The sequence below is a fragment of the Pseudomonas savastanoi genome, from assembly GCF_020917325.1.
In the GTDB taxonomy this organism is placed as follows: domain Bacteria; phylum Pseudomonadota; class Gammaproteobacteria; order Pseudomonadales; family Pseudomonadaceae; genus Aquipseudomonas; species Aquipseudomonas amygdali.
Window position 1 is genome coordinate 2437220 of record NZ_CP076652.1, and the last position, 19756, is coordinate 2456975.

Annotated in this window: 17 protein-coding genes; 11 read left to right on the forward strand and 6 right to left on the reverse strand. The window is 59.5% G+C overall.

Going from position 1 to position 19756, the window contains the following annotated elements:
* Positions 1-11: 11 nt before the first annotated feature.
* The 3 genes from KP808_RS10610 to KP808_RS10620 all read right to left on the reverse strand — a co-directional run bounded on the left by KP808_RS10610 (position 12) and on the right by KP808_RS10620 (position 3469).
* A complete protein-coding gene (locus tag KP808_RS10610) occupies positions 12-920 on the reverse strand; it encodes an ABC transporter permease (protein ID WP_016981365.1) in 909 nt (302 codons plus the stop codon).
* Between the two features lie 8 nt (positions 921-928).
* The gene (locus KP808_RS10615; protein WP_003348343.1) at positions 929-1846 is read right to left on the reverse strand and encodes an ABC transporter permease; all 918 of its coding nucleotides are present in this window, start codon (positions 1844-1846) and stop codon (positions 929-931) included.
* Positions 1847-1948: 102 nt separating this feature from the next.
* Positions 1949-3469, reverse strand: coding sequence for an ABC transporter substrate-binding protein (locus KP808_RS10620; RefSeq protein ID WP_230018385.1), 1521 nt, complete (start codon positions 3467-3469; stop codon positions 1949-1951).
* A 205-nt stretch (positions 3470-3674) separates the two neighbouring features.
* On the opposite strand from KP808_RS10620, the gene KP808_RS10625 reads away from it, so the two are divergent.
* The 4 genes from KP808_RS10625 (at position 3675) to KP808_RS10640 (ending at position 7452) form a co-directional block, all read left to right on the forward strand.
* Positions 3675-4583 (forward strand): LysR substrate-binding domain-containing protein, encoded by a 909-nt coding sequence (locus KP808_RS10625; protein ID WP_058400280.1) that lies wholly within the window; start codon positions 3675-3677, stop codon positions 4581-4583.
* A gap of 173 nt (positions 4584-4756) precedes the next feature.
* Positions 4757-5662 (forward strand): GTP cyclohydrolase FolE2, encoded by a 906-nt coding sequence (gene folE2 / locus KP808_RS10630; RefSeq protein ID WP_058400281.1) that lies wholly within the window; start codon positions 4757-4759, stop codon positions 5660-5662.
* A gap of 11 nt (positions 5663-5673) precedes the next feature.
* Positions 5674-6234 carry a gamma carbonic anhydrase family protein gene (locus KP808_RS10635; protein ID WP_230018391.1) on the forward strand — a complete coding sequence of 187 codons (561 nt, stop codon included), beginning with the start codon at positions 5674-5676 and terminating at the stop codon, positions 6232-6234.
* Between the two features lie 51 nt (positions 6235-6285).
* Positions 6286-7452, forward strand: coding sequence for a DUF1624 domain-containing protein (locus KP808_RS10640; protein ID WP_230018393.1), 1167 nt, complete (start codon positions 6286-6288; stop codon positions 7450-7452).
* A gap of 48 nt (positions 7453-7500) precedes the next feature.
* Here the strand turns inward: KP808_RS10640 and KP808_RS10645 are convergent, their stop codons facing one another.
* Positions 7501-8106, reverse strand: a complete 606-nt coding sequence (locus tag KP808_RS10645) for a helix-turn-helix domain-containing protein (protein ID WP_004665568.1) — start codon at positions 8104-8106, stop codon at positions 7501-7503.
* A 290-nt stretch (positions 8107-8396) separates the two neighbouring features.
* On the opposite strand from KP808_RS10645, the gene glnT reads away from it, so the two are divergent.
* From glnT to KP808_RS10670, 5 genes are all read left to right on the forward strand, one after another.
* Positions 8397-9731, forward strand: coding sequence for a type III glutamate--ammonia ligase (gene glnT / locus KP808_RS10650; protein ID WP_122258610.1), 1335 nt, complete (start codon positions 8397-8399; stop codon positions 9729-9731).
* Positions 9732-9855: 124 nt separating this feature from the next.
* Positions 9856-10776: a class II glutamine amidotransferase gene (locus tag KP808_RS10655; RefSeq protein ID WP_230018395.1), complete on the forward strand. Its 921-nt coding sequence runs from the start codon at positions 9856-9858 to the stop codon at positions 10774-10776.
* On the forward strand, positions 10773-11456 hold the full coding sequence (locus tag KP808_RS10660; RefSeq protein WP_058400284.1) for a GltB/FmdC/FwdC-like GXGXG domain-containing protein: 684 nt from the start codon (positions 10773-10775) through the stop codon (positions 11454-11456). The genes KP808_RS10655 and KP808_RS10660 overlap by 4 nt, the downstream gene beginning before the upstream one ends.
* Before the next feature lie 15 nt (positions 11457-11471).
* A complete protein-coding gene (locus KP808_RS10665; protein WP_230018397.1) occupies positions 11472-12806 on the forward strand; it encodes an FMN-binding glutamate synthase family protein in 1335 nt (444 codons plus the stop codon).
* A gap of 521 nt (positions 12807-13327) precedes the next feature.
* Complete coding sequence (locus KP808_RS10670; protein ID WP_122258609.1) at positions 13328-14653, forward strand: ammonium transporter; 1326 nt, start codon at positions 13328-13330, stop codon at positions 14651-14653.
* A gap of 161 nt (positions 14654-14814) precedes the next feature.
* On the opposite strand, the gene KP808_RS10675 is transcribed toward KP808_RS10670, so the two are convergent.
* Together KP808_RS10675 and KP808_RS10680 are read right to left on the reverse strand one after the other, a co-directional pair.
* Positions 14815-15852 (reverse strand): LLM class flavin-dependent oxidoreductase, encoded by a 1038-nt coding sequence (locus tag KP808_RS10675; protein ID WP_004660551.1) that lies wholly within the window; start codon positions 15850-15852, stop codon positions 14815-14817.
* A 208-nt stretch (positions 15853-16060) separates the two neighbouring features.
* Entirely contained in the window at positions 16061-16396 is a 336-nt protein-coding gene (locus tag KP808_RS10680; RefSeq protein WP_005744221.1) for a hypothetical protein, read from the reverse strand.
* 323 nt (positions 16397-16719) lie between these two features.
* Between KP808_RS10680 and sfnG the strand changes: the two genes are divergently transcribed.
* Both sfnG and KP808_RS10690 read left to right on the forward strand, forming a co-directional pair.
* Positions 16720-17820 carry a dimethylsulfone monooxygenase SfnG gene (gene sfnG / locus KP808_RS10685; RefSeq protein ID WP_044322159.1) on the forward strand — a complete coding sequence of 367 codons (1101 nt, stop codon included), beginning with the start codon at positions 16720-16722 and terminating at the stop codon, positions 17818-17820.
* A gap of 334 nt (positions 17821-18154) precedes the next feature.
* Positions 18155-19738, forward strand: a complete 1584-nt coding sequence (locus tag KP808_RS10690) for a sensor domain-containing diguanylate cyclase (protein ID WP_058401114.1) — start codon at positions 18155-18157, stop codon at positions 19736-19738.
* Positions 19739-19756 lie beyond the last annotated feature (18 nt).

Below are 19756 nucleotides of genomic sequence, written 5' to 3' on the forward strand. Positions count from 1 at the left end.
TATCTCCTCTGTCAGTTGCGCCCGTCGGGCAGGATCAGGTCGCGCAGGCCGTCACCGACCAGATTAATGCCCAGCACCAGCACCATCAGGGCGATGCCGGGAATCGCGATAACCCAGGGGGAAAAGAACATGTACGGTTTGCCTTCGGCGATCATCAGTCCCCAGGACGGAATCGGTGGCTGTACGCCGACCCCGAGGAACGACAGCGCCGATTCCAGAAGGATCGCGTGGGCCATCTCCAGCGTGGCAACCACGATCAGTGCGCCGACCAGATTAGGCAGAATTTCGCTGGCCAGAATGCGCAGCGTCGAGCAGCCCAGCGCCTGGGCCGAGGCAACGTATTCAGCGTCGCGGATCTGCTGCACAGCAGCGCGGACCACCACGGCAAAGCGGTCCCAGAGCAGGCAGCCAAGCAGCACGATCACCACTTTCAGCGAGCCACCGATCAGCGATGCGGAGGCCAGTGCGATCATCACCACTGGCATTGCCAGGCGCGTGGTGATCAGGTAGCTGATCACAGCGTCGGTCTTGCCGCCGAAGTAGCCAGCCAGCAGGCCCATGATGGTGCCGATGACGCCAGAGATGAGCGCCGCCGAGAAACCGATGAATAGCGAGATGCGTGCGCCGTACAGCAGGCGTGACAAGTAATCGCGGCCCAGTTTGTCGGTGCCCAGCACATAGTCCCAGGTGCCGTTGGCCATCCATACCGGTGGTTTCATGCGCAGCATTACATCCTGCGTGTAAGGGTCGTAGGGGGCCAGCCAGGGGGCGAACAGTGCGCCGAACAGGATGATCAGCAACAACACCGCGCCGATGGCAAAACCGCGGTGCGCGAAGCTGTTGCGCAGGGTGCGCCAGACACTGCGCGCCGGTGGCTGGTAATCGTTGATCAGCAGCGGCGATGAGGTGGTTGTGCTCATGTGGCCTCCTATTTCACGCGAATGCGCGGGTCGAGCAATGCGTTGAGCACGTCGGCCAGCAGGGTGAGGACGATGTAGATCACCGCGATCAACAGCACGACCGCCTGCACCACCGGGAAGTCGTCACGGGCAATCGCATCCCAGGCCAGTTGGCCGATGCCTTGCAGCGAGAACACTGTTTCAATGACCACCGAGCCGCCAAGCATGAAGCCGAACTCCACGGCGGCCAGTGCCACCACCGGGATCAACGCGTTGCGCAACGCATGCTTGAACAGCACGGTGGCGGGGCGCAGGCCCTTGGCACGCGCGGTGCGGATGTAATCGGAATTGAGCACGTCGAGCATGCCGGCGCGAGTCAGGCGCATGATCGCCGGTGTGGCGTAATAACCCAGCGCGATGGCAGGCATGACGAAGTGCGCCCAGGTCGAGTTGCCCGATACCGGCAGCCATTTCAGGGTGACCGAGAACACCACGATCAGCATCAGCGCAAACCAGAAACTCGGCATCGCCTGACCCAGTACCGCGATGCTCAGCGCCAGGCGATCAATCCACGTGTCGCGCTTCACGGCGGCCAGTACGCCTAACGGAATGGCAATCAGCAGCGCAATGCTCAGGGCCATTGCGCCCAGCCCGAGGGTAATCGACAGGCGCGAGGCGATCAGGTTGTAGACCGATTCCTGAAAGAAGAACGAGTCGCCCAGATCAAGGCGTACCACGTCGGCCAACCATTCGAAATACTGGGTCACCAATGGTTTGTTGAGGCCGTATTGCACACGGATCTGTTCGATCTGCTCGCTGCTGGCTTCCGGCCCGCCGATGGCGGTGGCCAGGTCGCCGGACAGGTGCAGCAGGGAAAAGCTGATCACCGACACGGTGATCGCTACGCACAGGGCAATGCCCAGGCGGCGCAAGAGAAATCCGAACATGGCAAGTGACCTTGTGTTCAGGGAATGACGGGTTGGCTGCCGATGCTGCAAGGCACGTCACGTACCTCACAGCCGGTCTCGCCAAATAACTTCACTAACGATCTATTTCCAGCTCGACAGCACGAAGCGCGGCAGCTCGTCCGGATACGGCTTGAAGTTCAGGTCCGAGACGTAGGCGTAGTTCATCGAGTAGTTGAACAGCGGCGCCCAGTAGGCCTGCTCGCTGATGCGCTGCAACGCCTTGCGGTAATTGTCCTTACGCACCTGCGGGTCCAGTGCATTGTCGGCGGTCTGCAGCCAGCCCTGGACTTGCGGGTCCTTGATGTTGTCGTCCGGGTTGCCCTTGAACCAGGTGCCGGCCGAGGCCGAGGTATCGAGGATCGAGAACGAACCCCAGGCCTGAAACGACATCGGCACTTTGCCGCCACGTTGCTGATCACGCAGGGCCGCGTACTTGAGGTAGCGCAGTTTGGCGTTGATGCCGACTGCACGCAGGTTGCCGATGATGGCTTCGACGTAGTCGCGGTCGCGGTAGGCGAAAATTTCGGTTTCAAAGCCGTTCGGGTAACCCGCTTCGGCGAGCAGCGCCTTGGCCTTGGCCGGGTCATAGTTGTAGACCGTGGCTGCCGTGGTGTCGCAACCGAACTGACCGGGGTAGCAGGCGACCTGCAATGGCTTGCTCTCGCCGCCGACCAGTTGCGAGGCCAGACCGTCACGGTTGATCGCGTAGTTGATGGCCTGGCGTACTTTCAGGTGCTTCATCGGCGAGTCGGCGCTGGAGGTGCCGCGCGCATCCAGAATCAGAAAGCCGATACGCATGGTCGCGCCGCTGGTGACCACCAGGTTGGGCATGGCTTTTAGGTTTTCTGCCTGATCCGGCGCTACGCGCCAGGTCCAGTCGATGCCACCGGTCATCAGTTCGGCCAGACGTGTTTCAGCATCGGCAATCACGCGAAAATTGATGTGAGCGATCTTCGGCTGGCCTTGTGGGCTGCCCTGAAAGTAATCCGGGTTCTTGTCCATCTTCACGCCTTCACCGGTAGCAATGGCCGTCACCTTGTAAGGCCCCGTGCCAATCGGTTTACGGCTGAAGCCTGCCATCCCGACCTCTTCGAAATACTTTTTCGGGAACATCGGCACAGCGTTGGAGAGGTATTCCAGCGCAGGCGGGAAAGGCTTTTTCAGGTGCAGGCGCACGCTGTAGTCACCCAGTTTTTCGGCACTCTTGATCCAGTCGACGTTTTGTACGGTGACCACCTTGGATTCGGGCGATACCACGTAATTGAGGGTGAACACCACGTCATCTGCGGTAAACGGGTCGCCGTTGTGAAACTTCACGCCTTGGCGCAGCTGGAAATCGATGGTGGTGTCGTCGACCTGTTTCCAGCTGGTGGCGAGCATCGGTTGGTACTCGCCGTTGTCGGGGTTGCGATAGACCAGGTTGTCCCAGATCAGGCGACCGAGAATCACGCCCTCGCGCAGGTCGTTGTGATACGGACTGATGTTTTCCGGTTCGCTGTCGGAGGCGTAGACCAGTGTGTCGTCGGCCTTGCCAGCCAGTGCGGAAAAACTGCTGAACAGGCTCAATAGCGCGATGCTGCGAGCGAAACCCTTGATTCCCATGCCGTCGTCTCCAATAGGCAAAGTGGATGTATCAAAGGGCAGTGGGGTCGCAAATGCGAGAAGAGGGGAGAAGCGAGGCTGTAGTGTTCTTTTGATTGGGTTGTGTTGATGTTGCGCCTCGACATGACTCTAGGCAAAGCGTATCAATGCCACAAGCACAATATTTCGAACCTTTAATTGCCGAAAAGGCAACGCAGGAGCCGCGATGCAACTCTACGGCGTACAGTCCACCGCGTTGCGCTACTTCCTCGAAGTGGCGCGTTGCGGGTCGATCAGCGAGGCGTCGATACGGCTCAATGTCGCGTCCTCGGCAGTCAGTCGACAGATCAGCAAGCTGGAGCGCGAGCTGGATGCCGTGCTGTTCGAGCGCCAGGCACGCGGCATGATGCTCAGCGAGGCGGGTATCCGTCTGGCAGCCTATGCGCGCAAATCACAGCTGGAAGCCGAGCAGGTCGTGCTGGAAATCACCGAGCTGCAAGGCTTGCAGCGTGGTCATGTGCGAATTGCCTGCTCGGAGGGCTTTGCCCTGGATTTCCTGCCACAGTGCATTGCGCGGTTCCGGCGGCTGTATCAGGGCATCCATTTCTCGATGGAGGTCTGCGCGCCGGCCCAGGCCACCGAGCGGGTGCGCTCCGGGGATGCGGACCTGTGTCTGACCTTCAGCCTGACACCGCAGAACGAAATCAAGGTCGAGCACATTCACAGCGGCGCGATCTGCGCGGTGGTCAGTCATAACCATCCGCTGGCCTCACGCACAGAAGTCTCGCTGGCCGAGCTGCAACCCTATGCCATCGCCCTGACCAATACCGATACGACCTTGCGCCAGTTGTTCGACATCTGCTGCGGGGTGCAGGGCCTGCTGTTCGATCCGGTGCTGACCAGCAATTACATTGGCGCGCTGTTGCGGTTCGTGCGTGAGGAGGGCGGTATCAGCCTGTCCAGCGAGATGACCCTGGATAAACGCGCCCATGAGAAACAGCTCAAGTCGCTGCCGATAAGCGACGAAGGCATGAAGGCGCGTCGTATCGAGCTGCAAAGCATGGCCGGGCGCAACTTGCCCGCAGCGGTTGCGGCCTTCAGGGATTTTCTGATCGAGGAACTGGCAAAGACCTGACACGCAGGTGGCGTCGGTGGTGCGCGGTAACGGGCTGGGAGCGTTTGGTTGATGAAGTTCGCAAGCATGATGTTATAGTGTAACGAATTTACGGCTGCACGCTGTATAGCCGTGAACCGCCAACATCAGGCCTCGCCCTTGGGCGAGGTTTGCCAAAGAGACGACTGACGCACATGAACAACCCCCTCCCAGACGTTGCCCTGACGGAAGTTTCCTCGGCCCTGGTTTCACTTGACTGGGTCGGCATGCAGGGCGTCGAAGTGCCTGTCAGGCTGGCCGAAGCGGGCGTCCGGCACCCGGTCCATGCGCATGTCGATCTGCAAGTCGATCTGGCCGATCCGAGTGTCAAGGGTATCCATATGTCGCGGCTCTACCGGCTCCTCGACAGGTTTGCCGAGCACCAGATACTGAGCCCCGATACGTTGTCTGCGCTGATGGAAGCCATGGTCGAAAGTCACCTGGACTGCCATTCCAGCCGCGCCCGGATCACCCTGAGCTTCAATCTGCTGTGCCGTCGCCCGGCGTTGATTACCGAAGGGCTCAGCGGCTGGAAATCCTACCCTGTGAAGCTTGACGCCACTTGGCACGCTGGCCGTTTGTGCCTCGACGTTTCAGCCGACATCACTTATTCGTCTACTTGCCCGTGCTCGGCTGCACTGTCTCGACAATTGCTGGAAGGCGCTTTTACGGCACGCTTTGGCAGGCAGTCGTTTGTCGACCCGATGCAGGTTGCGACCTGGCTGCGCGAGAACGCCTCGTTCGCCACGCCGCACAGCCAGCGCAGCGTGGCTACCGTTCAGGTGCGGGTGGCAGAGCAGGCGACCGAACTGGGCCTGATGACGCTGATCGACGCGGTCGAGCAGGCGTTGGGCACCCCGGTGCAAACTGCCGTCAAGCGTGCCGACGAGCAGGCATTCGCCCGGCTCAACGGTCAGAACCTGATGTACGTCGAAGACGCCGCACGCAAGGTCCAGCAAGCCCTGGAAGGCCGCTATGCAGCCTCCAGCGTCAGTGTGCGTCACTTCGAAAGCCTGCATCCGCACGATGCGGCCGCCCAGACCTCCAACTACCTGTCCTGAGGCTTCATACCGTGATCCGTAAAAATCCTTCCGGCCATCTGCCGGTCATCGCCGAATCCGCCTACATCGACAAGACCGCGATCATCTGCGGCAAGGTGATCATCAAGGACAACGTGTTTGTCGGTCCCTATGCCGTGATCCGCGCCGACGAAGTCGACGCTACAGGGGACATGGAGCCGATCGTCATCGGCGCCAATTCCAATATTCAGGATGGCGTGGTGATTCACTCCAAATCGGGTGCTGCGGTGACCATCGGCGAGTTCACCTCGATTGCCCACCGCTCCATCGTGCACGGACCTTGCATGGTCGGAGACCGCGTCTTCATCGGCTTCAACAGCGTGCTGTTCAACTGCCAGGTCGGCAACGGCAGTGTGGTCAGACACAACTCGGTGGTAGACGGTCGCGATTTGCCGGAGAATTTTTACGTGCCGTCCACCACCCGGATCGGGCCTAATACTGATCTTTCGCAATTCCCGCCGGTGAGCATTTCGGCCTCGGAATTTTCCGAAGACGTGGCGCACACCAACATTGACCTGGTGCGCGGCTACAAGGCACTTCAGAACGAGCTCTGACACAGAACACAATCGACTCATTGCACTTCCGGCTACGGATCTGGATTTTTCATGACAGCAGTTGTTCAACCAACCCGCGCGCCAGCATCACGGCTGAGCTCTATCGATGCTCTGCGCGGGCTGATCATTCTCTTCATGCTGCTGGACCACGTACGGGAAACCTTCTTCCTGCACCGCCAGGTCCTCGACCCGATGGAGGTCGCAAGCACCGAGCCCGCCCTGTTTTTCAGCCGCACACTGGCGCATCTATGTGCGCCGCTGTTCGTTCTGCTGACCGGGCTTTCGGCGTACCTGTATGGCGAGAAATACCAGGGCAGGACCGACGTGTCGGCGTTTCTGCTCAAGCGTGGGCTGTTCCTGATTGCCCTGGAGTTCACCCTGGTGAGCTTCGCCTGGACCTTCCAGTTCCCGCCGACCATCATCTACCTGCAAGTGATCTGGGCCATCGGCCTTAGCATGGTTGCGCTGTCGCTGATGGTGTATCTGCCGCGCTGGGCGCTGGTGGTCATTGGCGTGGTGATCATTGCCGGGCATAACCTGCTGGACTCACTGCACTTCGGCGTCGAGTCGGCCATGCACATCCCGTGGGCGATTCTGCATGATCGGGGCTGGATCGAAGTGTCCGATAACCTGCGATTCCGTACCTCTTACCCGTTATTGCCGTGGATCGGCATTATCGCGCTGGGCTATGCAGCAGGCCCCTGGTTTGCCGGTCGTTACGACGCTGCGAAACGACGTGCAAACCTGTGGATGTGGGGTGGGGGAGCACTGTCGGGCTTTGTGGTCCTGCGCATGATCAACGGCTACGGTGAAAAACCGTGGAGCGTTGGCGAGACCGGTATGCAAACGTTCATGAGCTTCTTCAACATCACCAAATACCCACCGTCGTTGCTGTTCATCAGCCTGACGCTGGGGATCGGTCTGCTGATTCTCATCGCCTTCGAACGCAGTCAGGAAAAAAGCTGGTTGCGGCCCTTGGTGGTGCTCGGCTCGGCACCGATGTTTTTCTACCTGTTGCATCTTTATGTCCTGAAGATTCTGTACCTGATTGCCGTAGCGATCTGGGGAACCAATCAGGGCAAGTACTTCGGTTTCGACCACATGTGGGGTGTCTGGCTGACCTCGGTGGTACTGGCGGTGCTGCTGTTTCCAGCGGTGCGCTGGTTCGCTGCGCTGAAGGCGCGTCGTCGCGATATCAGCTGGTTGAAATACCTGTAACCACCGTAGGCACGGCGCGCCAGCAGGCGCGCCGCTGCCGGTCTGGCCTCAATCGCCCTGCGCACCATAGTTCATGATCGACAGCAGCTTGATCGGCACCTGCACCAGTTGCTCGGGTCCGTGGGGAATGTCGCCGTCGAAGGTCAGGCTGTCACCGGCCTGCATCGGATACAGCTGGTTGCCGTGGCGGTAGATCAGTTCGCCTTCGAGCAGGTGGAGAAACTCGGTGCCGGGGTGTGAGAAGGTCGGAAACTCCTCGCTGGCATCGTCCATCGTCACCATGTACGCCTCGAAACTCTTCTTCGGCCCACGGGTATGGTTGAGCAAGTGATAGGTGTGGCCTTTCTCGGTGCCGCGCCTCACCACCTCAAGCCCTTCATCGGCTTTCACAAGCAGTGCACTGCTGCCTTGCTGATCGTACTGGCTGAACAGCTTGGACATGGGCATGCCCAGCACGTCGCAAAGACGGCTGAGGTTGTCGAGGCTGGTCGACACCTGCGCATTCTCGATCTTGCTCAGCATGCCCTGGCTGATACCGGCAATGCGCGCCACGTCGGCTAGCTTCAGTTCTTGAGCCTGGCGCTGGCGTTTGATCTGAATTCCCAGGTATTGCTCAAGCTTCAATTTCGGATGCGGTTCGGTCGGCATATTCATCGGCTGCGCACAGTTTCCGTTCAATGATTTTTATTTCGCACTGGGAATGTGCATTTCGCCGCTGTCATCGCGTGCTTCAGTTGCAGATTATTCCCGGAGAGAAAACGAGTTTCCCATATAAACAGCTGAATTGCCCCTTTCACGTCTCGTCGATTTGCTGGCATACCAAGCTGGCAAGCGCTTTGCATTCCTAAAGGGAAAGTAACTTTCCTGTTCAGAATATATTCTCGGCAGGTAGTGAAACAACGCTCCTTCCCTGAAACGTTTTGCCATGCCAGGAGACACGTCCCATGTTGCCACCCGAAACACAGCGCCTGATCGAACAGCACGGCATCAAGTACGTGCTGGCTCAGTTCGTGGATATTCATGGTTCGGCCAAGACCAAGTCGGTTCCTGTGACGGGCCTGGAAATGGTTGCAGAGGACGGTGCCGGGTTCGCCGGTTTCGCTATCTGCGGCATGGGCATGGAACCCCACGGCCCGGACTTCATGGCCAGGGGCGACCTGTCGTCGCTGACCCCTGTGCCCTGGCAGCCGGGGTATGGGCGGGTGGTGTGCATCGGTCATGTGGATGGCAAGCCGTGGCCCTATGACAGCCGTTATGTGTTGCAACAGCAGGTCGAACGCCTCAGCCAGCGTGGCTGGACCCTCAATACCGGGCTGGAGCCCGAGTTCAGCCTGTTCAAGCGCGATGCTGCGGGCAGCCTGCAAATGGTCGATGCCAGCGATAACCTCGACAAGCCTTGCTATGACTACAAGGGGCTGTCGCGTTCACGTGAGTTTCTCGAGCGCTTGACCGAGGCGCTACAGCCGGTGGGCTTCGACATTTATCAGATCGATCACGAAGACGCCAACGGCCAGTTCGAGATCAATTACACCTACAGCGAGGCCATGGAGTCGGCGGACCGCTTCACTTTCTTCCGCATGGCGGCCGGGGAGATCGCCAACGACATGGGCATGATCTGCTCGTTCATGCCCAAACCCGATCCGAAGCGTGCCGGCAATGGCATGCACTTCCACCTGTCGATCGCCAGTGCCAGCAGCAAGAACCTGTTCCACGACGCCAGCGATCCCAACGGCATGGGCCTGTCGAAAATGGCCTATCACTTTGCGGCTGGCCTGCTTGCTCACGGCCCCGCGCTGTGTGCCTTCGCGGCACCCACGGTCAACTCCTACAAACGCCTGGTGGTCGGCAACTCGCTGTCGGGGGCGACCTGGGCTCCAGCGTTCATTGCCTTCGGCGCCAACAACCGTTCGGCGATGGTGCGGGTGCCCTATGGCCGTCTGGAGTTTCGCCTGCCGGACGCCGGTTGCAACCCTTATCTGGTCAGCGCCGCGATCATCGCCGCAGGGCTGGACGGTATCGACCGGCAGCTGGAGATCGATCACGTCTGCAACGAGAACCTTTACACATTGAGCCTCGAAGAAATCGCCGCACGGGGCATCAAGACCCTGCCGCAGTCGCTCAAGGAAGCCTGCGATGCACTCGAAGCCGACCCCTTGTTCGCCGAGGTGCTGGGCAACGAGATCGTTGGTGAGTTCATCCGCCTTAAACGTATGGAATGGGTGGAGTACAGCCGCCACGTGAGCGACTGGGAAGTGAAGCGTTATATCGAGTTTTTCTAGCTGCACGTTTCAAGCTTCAGGCTGCAATAAGAAGCTGGATTGCGGCGTATTGAATTTTTCTGTCTATGCGGTTGGCTTGCAGCTTGTAGCTAAAAGCTTGCCGCTCCCGAACAAGGTGAGGCTTATGTGCGGAATCGTTGGTTTGTATCTGAAGAACCCGGCGTTGGAATCACAACTCGGCAGGTTGTTTGAGCCGATGCTCGAGGCTATGACGGACCGCGGGCCGGACAGCGCCGGGTTTGCCATTTATGGCGATGAAGTGGCGCAGGGCTGGGTCAAGCTGACCTTGCAGGCCACCACCGAACAGTATGATTTCAAGGCGCTGATCGCGGCGCTGCAAAGCACACTGGATGCACCACTGGACTGGTTTCAGAACGCCAGCGCCGTGGTATTGAAGATTCAGGCCGAAGAAGCCCCGGTGCGTGCCGCGCTGGCGGAGCTGGCGCCTACCGTACGCATCATGAGTGCCGGGCAGAGCATCGAGATCCTCAAGGGCATGGGCCTGCCGCGGGAGATTTCCGAACGCTTCGGTCTGGCGTCCATGAAAGGCAGTCACATCATCGGCCACACGCGCATGGCCACCGAAAGCGCCGTGACCATGGAGGGCAGTCATCCATTTTCCACGGGCTCCGACCTGTGCCTGGTGCACAACGGCTCGTTATCCAATCACTATCGTCTGCGCCAGAACCTGCGCCGCGAAGGCATTCACTTCGAGACCGACAACGACACCGAGGTGGCCGCCGGTTATCTGGCCTGGCGCCTGCAACAGGGCGACAGCCTCAAGCAGGCGCTCGACAAATCGCTGGAGGACCTTGATGGCTTTTTCACCTTCGCCATCGGCACGCGCAACGGTTTTGCGGTGATTCGCGATCCGATTGCCTGCAAACCGGCCATTCTCGCCGAAACCGACGATTACGTCGCCATGGCCTCGGAATACCAGGCGCTGTCCAGCCTGCCGGGGATCGAAAACGCCAGGGTCTGGGAACCGGTCCCGGCCACCATGTATATCTGGGAACGCGAGCCAGCCGAGGGAGCACGTCCATGAAAACCGTCGATCTTTCCAGCGCCACCGTGCGTGATCTCAATCAGGCCCTGCACGACCAGGTCAAGGCATTGCAGGACCGCGAATGGCTGGTGACGCATCCCGATGGCGCGCATAACCTGGCGGTCGGCGTCAACGAGGCCATCTCCATCGATATTCAGGGCCATGCCGGCTATTACTGCGCGGGCATGAACCAGAAAGCCTCAATTACCGTGCACGGTAACGTCGGTGTTGGCTGCGCGGAGAACATGATGTCCGGCGCAGTCCGCGTCAAGGGCAGCGCTTCGCAGGCCGCAGGTGCCACAGCGCACGGCGGTTTGCTGGTGATTGAAGGCGATGCCGGGGCACGCTGCGGCATTTCCATGAAAGGCATCGACATTGTGGTCGGCGGCAGCATCGGCCACATGAGCTGCTTCATGGGCCAGGCCGGTCGGCTGGTGGTCTGCGGCGACGCAGGCGATGCGCTGGGCGACTCGTTGTACGAAACGCGGATCTACGTCAAAGGCAAGGTCGAGTCGCTGGGCTCTGACTGCATCGCCAAGGAGATGCGCGAAGAGCATCTGCAGGAGTTGCAGGAGTTGCTCAATCGCGCGGGCTTTAACGAAAAGGCCGCGGATTTCAAACGCTACGGCTCGGCCCGTCAGCTTTACAACTTCAAAGTCGATAACGCCTCCGCGTACTGATCCAGGAGCATTACCATGAGCGACCCTATCAGCCACAAACCTGCTCCAGTCCTGCGCGAGTCGGCCACCTTCGATCGCCTGACCATTCAGGAAATCCAGCGTGCTGCGGAAACCGGCATCTACGATATTCGCGGCGGCGGCACCAAACGCAAACTGCCGCACTTCGACGACCTGCTGCTGCTTGGCGCCAGCGTCTCGCGCTACCCGCTGGAAGGCTATCGCGAGAAGTGCGGCACCGACGTGGTGCTGGGTAATCGTTTTGCCAAAAAGCCGCTGTACCTGAAAATTCCGGTGACTATCGCAGGCATGAGCTTCGGCGCATTGTCGGCCAACGCCAAGGAAGCGCTGGGCCGCGGCGCAACCATTGCCGGCACCAGTACCACCACCGGCGACGGCGGCATGACCCCGGAAGAGCGTGGCCAGTCGCAGCATCTGGTCTATCAGTACCTGCCATCGCGTTACGGCATGAATCCCGACGATCTGCGCAAGGCCGATGCCATCGAAATCGTCCTGGGGCAGGGCGCCAAACCCGGTGGCGGCGGCATGTTGCTGGGCATGAAAGTGACCAAGCGCGTGGCTGGCATGCGCACCTTGCCGGTCGGCGTCGATCAGCGTTCTGCGTGCCGACACCCGGACTGGACCGGCCCCGACGATCTGGCGATCAAGATTGCCGAGATTCGCGAGATCACCGACTGGGAAAAACCGATCTACGTGAAGATCGGTGCCAGCCGCCCGTACTACGACGTCAAGCTGGCGGTGAAGGCTGGTGCTGACGTGATTGTGCTCGACGGCATGCAGGGCGGTACTGCGGCCACTCAGGAAGTGTTCATCGAACACGTCGGCATTCCGATTCTGCCTGCCATCCCGCAGGCGGTTCAGGCATTGCAGGAAATGGGCATGCACCGCAAGGTGCAACTGATCGTCTCCGGCGGTATCCGCAACGGCGCCGACGTGGCCAAGGCCATGGCGCTGGGCGCTGATGCTGTGGCAATTGGTACAGCCGCTTTGATAGCCCTGGGCGACAACCATCCGCGTCTCGACGAAGAACTGAAAAAGATCGGCTCGGCAGCGGGTTACTACGATGACTGGCAGAACGGCCGCGACCCTGCGGGCATCACCACGCAGGACCCGGAACTGTCCAAACGTCTCGACCCGGTCGAAGGCGGGCGGCGTCTTGCCAACTACCTGCGCGTACTCGTCCTCGAAGCCCAGACCATGGCCCGCGCGTGCGGTAAATCACACCTGCACAACCTCGACCCGGAAGATCTGGTGGCACTGACCGTCGAATCAGCGGCCATGGCCCGAGTGCCCCTGGCCGGGACATCGTGGATTCCGGGTTCTGGTTACTAGTGCCATAACGTGCTTTTCGACCGCGATGGCACCGACTGACGCCATAACGTGCTTTTCGACCGCGATGGCACCGACTGATGCCATAACGTGCTTTTCGATCACGATGGCACAGACGACGCAGAGTGCGACGTTAGTGACGGCTGAGTCCTGGCGCTGATCCGGGGGTAGCCTGGCAGGACGCCAGGCTAGCCGCACCGGACCATGGATGGTCCGTTGCGGCGACCCCCGGATCAGTGACAGGGCGAAGGAACCCGACGAAGTCGGGCCGGAAACAGGAGCGAGGGGGTTTGGTTACTTTGGCCCGTCAAAGTCACTCGCCGAGGGGCGAAAAGGTGACCTGAGTCGAACCTCAATGCATCTGAAGTCGCAGAACCGCTGTGTGACGCAGAGCGTCACGAACTGCATTACCACGCGGAGCGTGGGAACGAGAACTTGACCCCCAAGAGGCCGAAGAGCCTCGCCTGTCTCGATGACCTTCCTTGCTGCCAGACACTTTCCATTCATTTGCGGGAGCTTTGAACATGGTCAATCGTCTACACGGCAAATCCCTTACAGCTTTACTCGCGCTAGGTGCCTTTGCTCCGATTGCGCAGGCAACTGACGCCCCCGTACTGAACACCGGCAGCACGGCATGGATGATCACCGCAGCCGTGCTGGTGCTGTTCATGTGCCTTCCGGGGCTGGCACTGTTTTACGGCGGGCTGGTGCGGGCCAAGAACATGTTGTCGCTGTTCACCCAGTGCTTCGGCATTGCCGGAGTGGTCGGCGTACTGTGGGTCATCTACGGCTACAGCATGGTGGTGGATACCAGCAACATGGTCGAAGGGCAGGTGAGCTTCAACAGCTTTGTCGGCGGACTGAGCCGCGCGTTTCTGGCCGGCATGACCCCCGACAGTCTGGTCGGTGACATTCCGGAAGGCGTGTTTGTGACCTTCCAGATGACCTTCGCCATTATCACGCCTGCGCTGATTGCCGGAGCCTTTGCCGAACGCATGAAATTCTCGGCCGCGCTGCTGTTCATGGCGCTGTGGTTCACCCTGGTGTATGCGCCGGTGGCGCATATGGTCTGGGGCGGGGCAGGTGCACTGATGCACAACTGGGGCGTGCTGGACTTTGCCGGTGGCACCGCCGTGCACATCAATGCCGGTGTCGCGGCACTGGCGGCGTGTCTGGTGCTGGGCAAACGCAAGGGCTATCAGAATACCCCGATGCCTGCACACAACCTGAGCCTGACCATGGCTGGCGCGGCGATGCTCTGGGTCGGCTGGTTTGGTTTCAATATCGGCTCCGGTGGCGGCCTGAACGGCACCTCAGGCATCGTCATGCTCAACACGCAGGTGGGTGCCTGCGCCGGAATACTCGGCTGGATGTTCACCGAGTGGTTCAAGGTCGGCAAACCCAGCGCGCTGGGCCTGGCAAGCGGTGCGTTGGCGGGTCTGGTCGGCATCACCCCGGCGTGTGCTTACGTCGGAGTCGGTGGAGCACTGGCGATTGGCGTGCTGTGCGGGGTGTTCTGCTACCTGAGCGTGACCGTCCTGAAGAAACGCCTGGGTTACGACGACAGCCTCGACGTCTTCGGCCTGCACGGCATCGGCGGCATGATCGGTGCAGTGCTCACCGGCGTGTTCTGCGTGCCGGCAATGGGCGGGCTGGTGCCGGACGTGACCATGGGAGCCCAAGTGATTGCCCAGATCAAAGGCGTGTTGTTCACCACGGTATATTGCTTCGCAGTCAGCTGGATCATCCTCAAGGCCGTGCAGGCACTGATCGGTTTGCGTGCGCATGAATCAGTGGAAGAAATGGGCCTGGACCTGGCTGAGCATAATGAACGGGCTTATAACCATTGAGATGACTGTCGTGCCAATGTCATGTCTTGCCCGTAATCACTGCGCATAAAAACCGCCGTGTGACGCAGAGCGTCACGAACTGCATTCCCACGCGGAGCATGGGAACGATCAATATTGTGGTCTGAGCAGCATTTTCAGTGCTCCTCAGACCATCTCAACACTCAACGAAACACCGGCACCACGTGCTTGATAAACAGCTCAAGTGATTTTTTCTTCTCGGCGTGCGGCAGACTGTTGTCGCACCAGAAACTGAACTCGTCGACCCCCAGCTCCTGGTAATGACGGATGCGCGGGATGATCTCTTCCGGCGTGCCGATCATGGTGTTCTTGCGGATATTCTCCAGCTCGAACTCCGGACGCTCCTTGAATTTCTCTTCCGGGCTGGGTGCCAGAAAACCATTCACCGGCGTCTGCTTGTTGCCGAACCAGGCGTCGAAGGTGCGGTAGAACTTCGCGATGGCGGCAGCACCGGTTTTCCAGCCTTCAGGGTTGTCCGCAGCATGCACATGCGTGTGGCGCAACACCATCAGTTGTGGCCGAGGTACGTCAGGGTTATTGGCCAGCGCTGCTTCGAACTTGTTCTTCAGGTCGACGACTTCTTCGTCGCCTTTCATCAATGGCGTGACCATCACGTTGCAGCCGTTCTGCACGGCGAAGTTATGCGAATCAGGGTCGCGAGCAGCGATCCACATGGGTGGCGTGTTGATTGGCTTGGGTACGGAGGTCGAAGTCGGGAATTTCCAGATATCGCCGTCGTGGGCATAGTCACCCTGCCACAGCGCACGGACTACCGGCACCATTTCGCGCAACGCCTTGCCGCCTTCGGAGGCCGGCATGCCGCCCGCCATGCGGTCGAACTCCACTTGATAGGCGCCGCGCGCCAGGCCGACTTCCATGCGCCCGTTGCTGATCACATCCAGCAGCGCGCATTCTCCTGCCACCCGCAACGGATGCCAGAACGGCGCAATGATGGTGCCCGCGCCCAGATGAATGCGCGTTGTTCTGGCGGCCAGATACGCCAGCAGCGGCATGGGGCTCGGCGAGATGGTGTATTCCATCGCGTGGTGTTCGCCGATCCATACGGTGCTGAAACCGCCTTGCTCGGCCATCAGCGTCAGCTCGGTCAGGTCTTCGAAAAGCTGGCGATGACTGACACTTTCATCCCAGCGTTCCATGTGCACGAACAACGAAAACTTCATGACACTTACCTCGCTTGAATCCTGCTGCCTGCACGGGCATGGTGAGTTATTTCTGTCTGATGGTATACCGTAATACTTTACGTGCAAGCGTTTTTTGCGTCCGACGTGTTGGCTGAATGGCGAGGCAGCCGAAACGAAAAAAGCGCCTCATGAGAGGCGCTTTCGGGCGTAGTGAATTCAGCCGGGGAGGTGCTTGATCAGTGCGACATCAACTGCAGGCTTCGGACTCGATGTAGTCGGCTGTGGAATCGCGTATCACCGGACCCATGCCGCTGACGGCGCGAGCCTGTTCCATGATTTCCAGAGTAGAGCCGGTACCCACCAGGTTCACTGTGTGATTGGCGCAGTTGTAGACGCGCTTGGAGTAGATCACGCCCAGCAGACCTTCACGTCGAGTAACGACGACGCGCGCTTGGGGACTGCCGCTTTTCTCCACCAGCGCGTGCTGCCCGGTCGGGTCATGGGGGACGTTTATGGTTTTGGCTTCGGCATGCGCCGACAGTGCGGGGATCATCAAGACCAGTAAAAAGGCATGCAGTTTCATCGGTGCTCCTGCGGATGAACGCGGTTTCATTGGATCCAAAAATACCCTAGCCATTTGATTCTGGATAGCTGCGCGGTCAGCCTTCCGTCGGTTTGTTTCCGCTAAATTAAACACTGCATGAATGCGCAACCCGGCCAGACACTGTTGCCCTGGCAACAGTGTTTCGACAGCTTGCCGAAGTGCAAACAGTTGACGCTGTCCTCCAGGCATTGCAACTCTTTGATCTGTATTCATTTAACTGTCTGGCACGGTTGCTGCTCTGTGGTTCTGCAAGCCCGTTCGACTAATGCGCTCGGGAAGCCTGCAGTCAGAGGAGTGCCGATATGAGCCAATCTTCCATAAAATTTGCGTACTGGGTGCCGAACGTCAGCGGTGGTCTGGTCGTCAGCAAGATCGAACAGCGTACCAGTTGGACCATCGACTACAACCGCAAGCTGGCGCAGATCGCCGAACAATCCGGTTTCGAATATGCGCTGACGCAAATTCGCTTCACTGCCGGTTACGGGGCGGAATTCCAGCATGAGTCCGTAGCGTTCAGCCATGCTCTGTTGGCGGCCACCGAAAAGCTCAAAGTCATTGCAGCAATATTGCCAGGTCCATGGACGCCCTCTGTTGCGGCCAAGCAACTGGCAACCATTGATCAGCTCACCGCCGGGCGCGTGGCGGTCAATATTGTCAGCGGCTGGTTCAAGGGCGAGTTTCAGGCCATTGGCGAACCCTGGCTGGAGCACGACGAGCGCTATCGCCGTTCCGAAGAGTTCATTCGGGCCCTCAAGGGTATCTGGACCACCGACAATTTTACCTTCAAGGGCGACTTCTATCGCTTCCACGATTACACCCTCAAACCCAAGCCGATCCAGCGTCCTCATCCCGAGATCTTTCAGGGCGGCAGTTCACGTGCTGCGCGGGATATGGCGGCCCGGGTGTCGGACTGGTATTTCACCAATGGCAATACCGTCGAAGGCATCAAGGCCCAGGTCGATGACATTCGAGCCAAGGCTGCCGCGAACGGCCATTCGGTGAAAATCGGCGTCAATGCTTTCATCATTGCCCGGGACACCGAAGAAGAAGCGCGAGCGGTGCTGGCCGAAATTGTCGACAAGGCAGACCCGGAAGCCGTCAATGCGTTTGGTGATGCCGCGAAACAGGCCGGCAAGGCCAGCCCGGAAGGCGAGGGCAACTGGGCCAAATCCACCTTTCAGGATCTGGTGCAGTACAACGATGGCTTCAAGACCAATTTGATCGGCACGCCGCGCCAGATTGCCGAGCGCATCGTCGAGCTCAAGTCCGTTGGTGTCGACCTGGTACTTTCCGCATTTCTGCATTTCCAGGAAGAAGTCGCCTATTTCGGCGAGCATGTTTTGCCTTTAGTGCGCGAACTGGAAGCCGCAGCACTGCGCAAACCTGTCGCCGAAACGGCCTGAAGCCTCGCCAATACCAGCGTCCTGCCTTGCCCCTGTAAGCGAGCTTCGCTTCCAGCCCCTTCAGTAAGCAGCCCTCCAGAAAATCAGGCACCACTGTGATCCAGTGCGTGCCTGCCTGCGTATGTTGAACCCCGATCAACCAATAGACCGCTGTACGTGGCATTATGATGCCACTCTCTGGCATGCTTCATTGATGCCAGGCCTTCAGGTACGGCCGAGCGCTTGCCGACAATGGCAGTTGATAGCGAAAGGATTGTCGATGGCCCCTGAGCAATCAGGTCCGGTTTTCAGAAAAACCAGATGCACTGGTTCTCACCTGTTGTGGAGGCAAGTTTTGAAACGCGACCTTCGGCTTGCGTCATGGCTGATCTTCGTAGTGTGCGCCTGCGTGGTGATGTTGATGGCCTGGCAAGCATGGACCGCGCGCCGTAACACGCTGGAGAACATCCAGACCAGCACGATTAATCTGGCTGGGGCGCTGAGCACTTACACGGACGGGATTTTCAAACAAAGCGAGCTGATGCTGATCGGCCTGACGGAGCGTGTCGAAAGAGACGGTGCCGGGCCCGAGCAGATCGAGCGTCTCAGATGGGTCATTGCCCGTGAGATGGGCGCGTTGCCGCAAATCGGTACGGTTTCGCTGTACAACGCTGATGGTATTTGCACCTTTTCAACCAATCCCAAGGCGATTGGCGTCAACAGCACCCAGCGCGAGTTCTTTCAGCACCACCTGCAGACGCCTGACAAAGCACCTTACATCGGCCCGACGATTCGCAGTCGCGCCTCCGGCGAATGGGTCATATCGGTCAGCAGGCGCATCAACCACCCTGATTCGAGTTTTGCCGGGCTGATGGTCGTGACCATTGGTGTCGATCATCTGTTGAAGTTCTATTCGGATATTCAGGTCGGCAAAACCGGCATCATCAGCCTGACGTCGACGGCCGGGCAGTTGCGTGTGCGCTATCCGCACCTGGAAGCGGAAATAGGTCGTGACCTCTCATCGACGCCGATCTTTACTTCTGAGCGCAATCGACCCTCTGGCACCACTCAGTTTGTCTCCAGAATCGACGGCGTTGCGCGCTTTTATGCGTTCAAGCGCAGCGCCGTGTACCCGATTGTCACTGTCGTCGCGCTGGGCCAGAAAGAGGCCATGCTCGACTGGCTGGGTCAGACCAAACAGTCGATTCTGGTCATGCTGGTGCTGCTCGGGCTGGTGGTCGGCCTCGGCATCCGCCTGATAGGGCACATTCACAGCCGTATACGCGCTGAAGATCAGTTACTCGATTCTCAGGCAGCCCTCATCCAGTTGAATCAGCACCTGGAGTTCATAGCTTCGGAAGACAAGCTCACCGGGCTGGCCAATCGTAGAAGGTTCGATCAGTTTCTGGAGGTTGAATTCAAGCGTGCCAGACGCGAGCGCAGCCTGCTCTCACTGATTCTGATCGATGCCGATCATTTCAAGCGCTACAACGATCATTACGGCCATCTGGCTGGTGACGAGTGCCTGGTGGCAATGGCCCGTGTGGTCGAACAATGCATCCGCCGCCCCGGTGATGTTGCTGCTCGTTATGGCGGTGAAGAGATCGCGGTGGTGCTGCCCGGCACTGACGAGTCGAGTGCTCGTCAGGTGGCCGAGAACATCCTGCAGGCTATCCGCGACGAGCAGATCGAGCATCCCGCCAGCCCGTTTGGCATCGTGACGGTCAGCCTCGGCGTTGCCACCTTCGTCGGCACGGATCGACAACTCGACCAGCGCAGCCTGATCGAACTTGCCGACCGTGCGCTGTATGCCGCCAAGTCACAAGGTCGCAACCGGGTGAATGTGGCGTCGGAAATCGCTACCAGCACACTGCCGGCCTGGACCCGCGTCAAGGCATCGGCGGACTCGCAAACCGGCAGCGGGCCAACGGCGGAGTGACGGGTTTGAAGCCCGCCA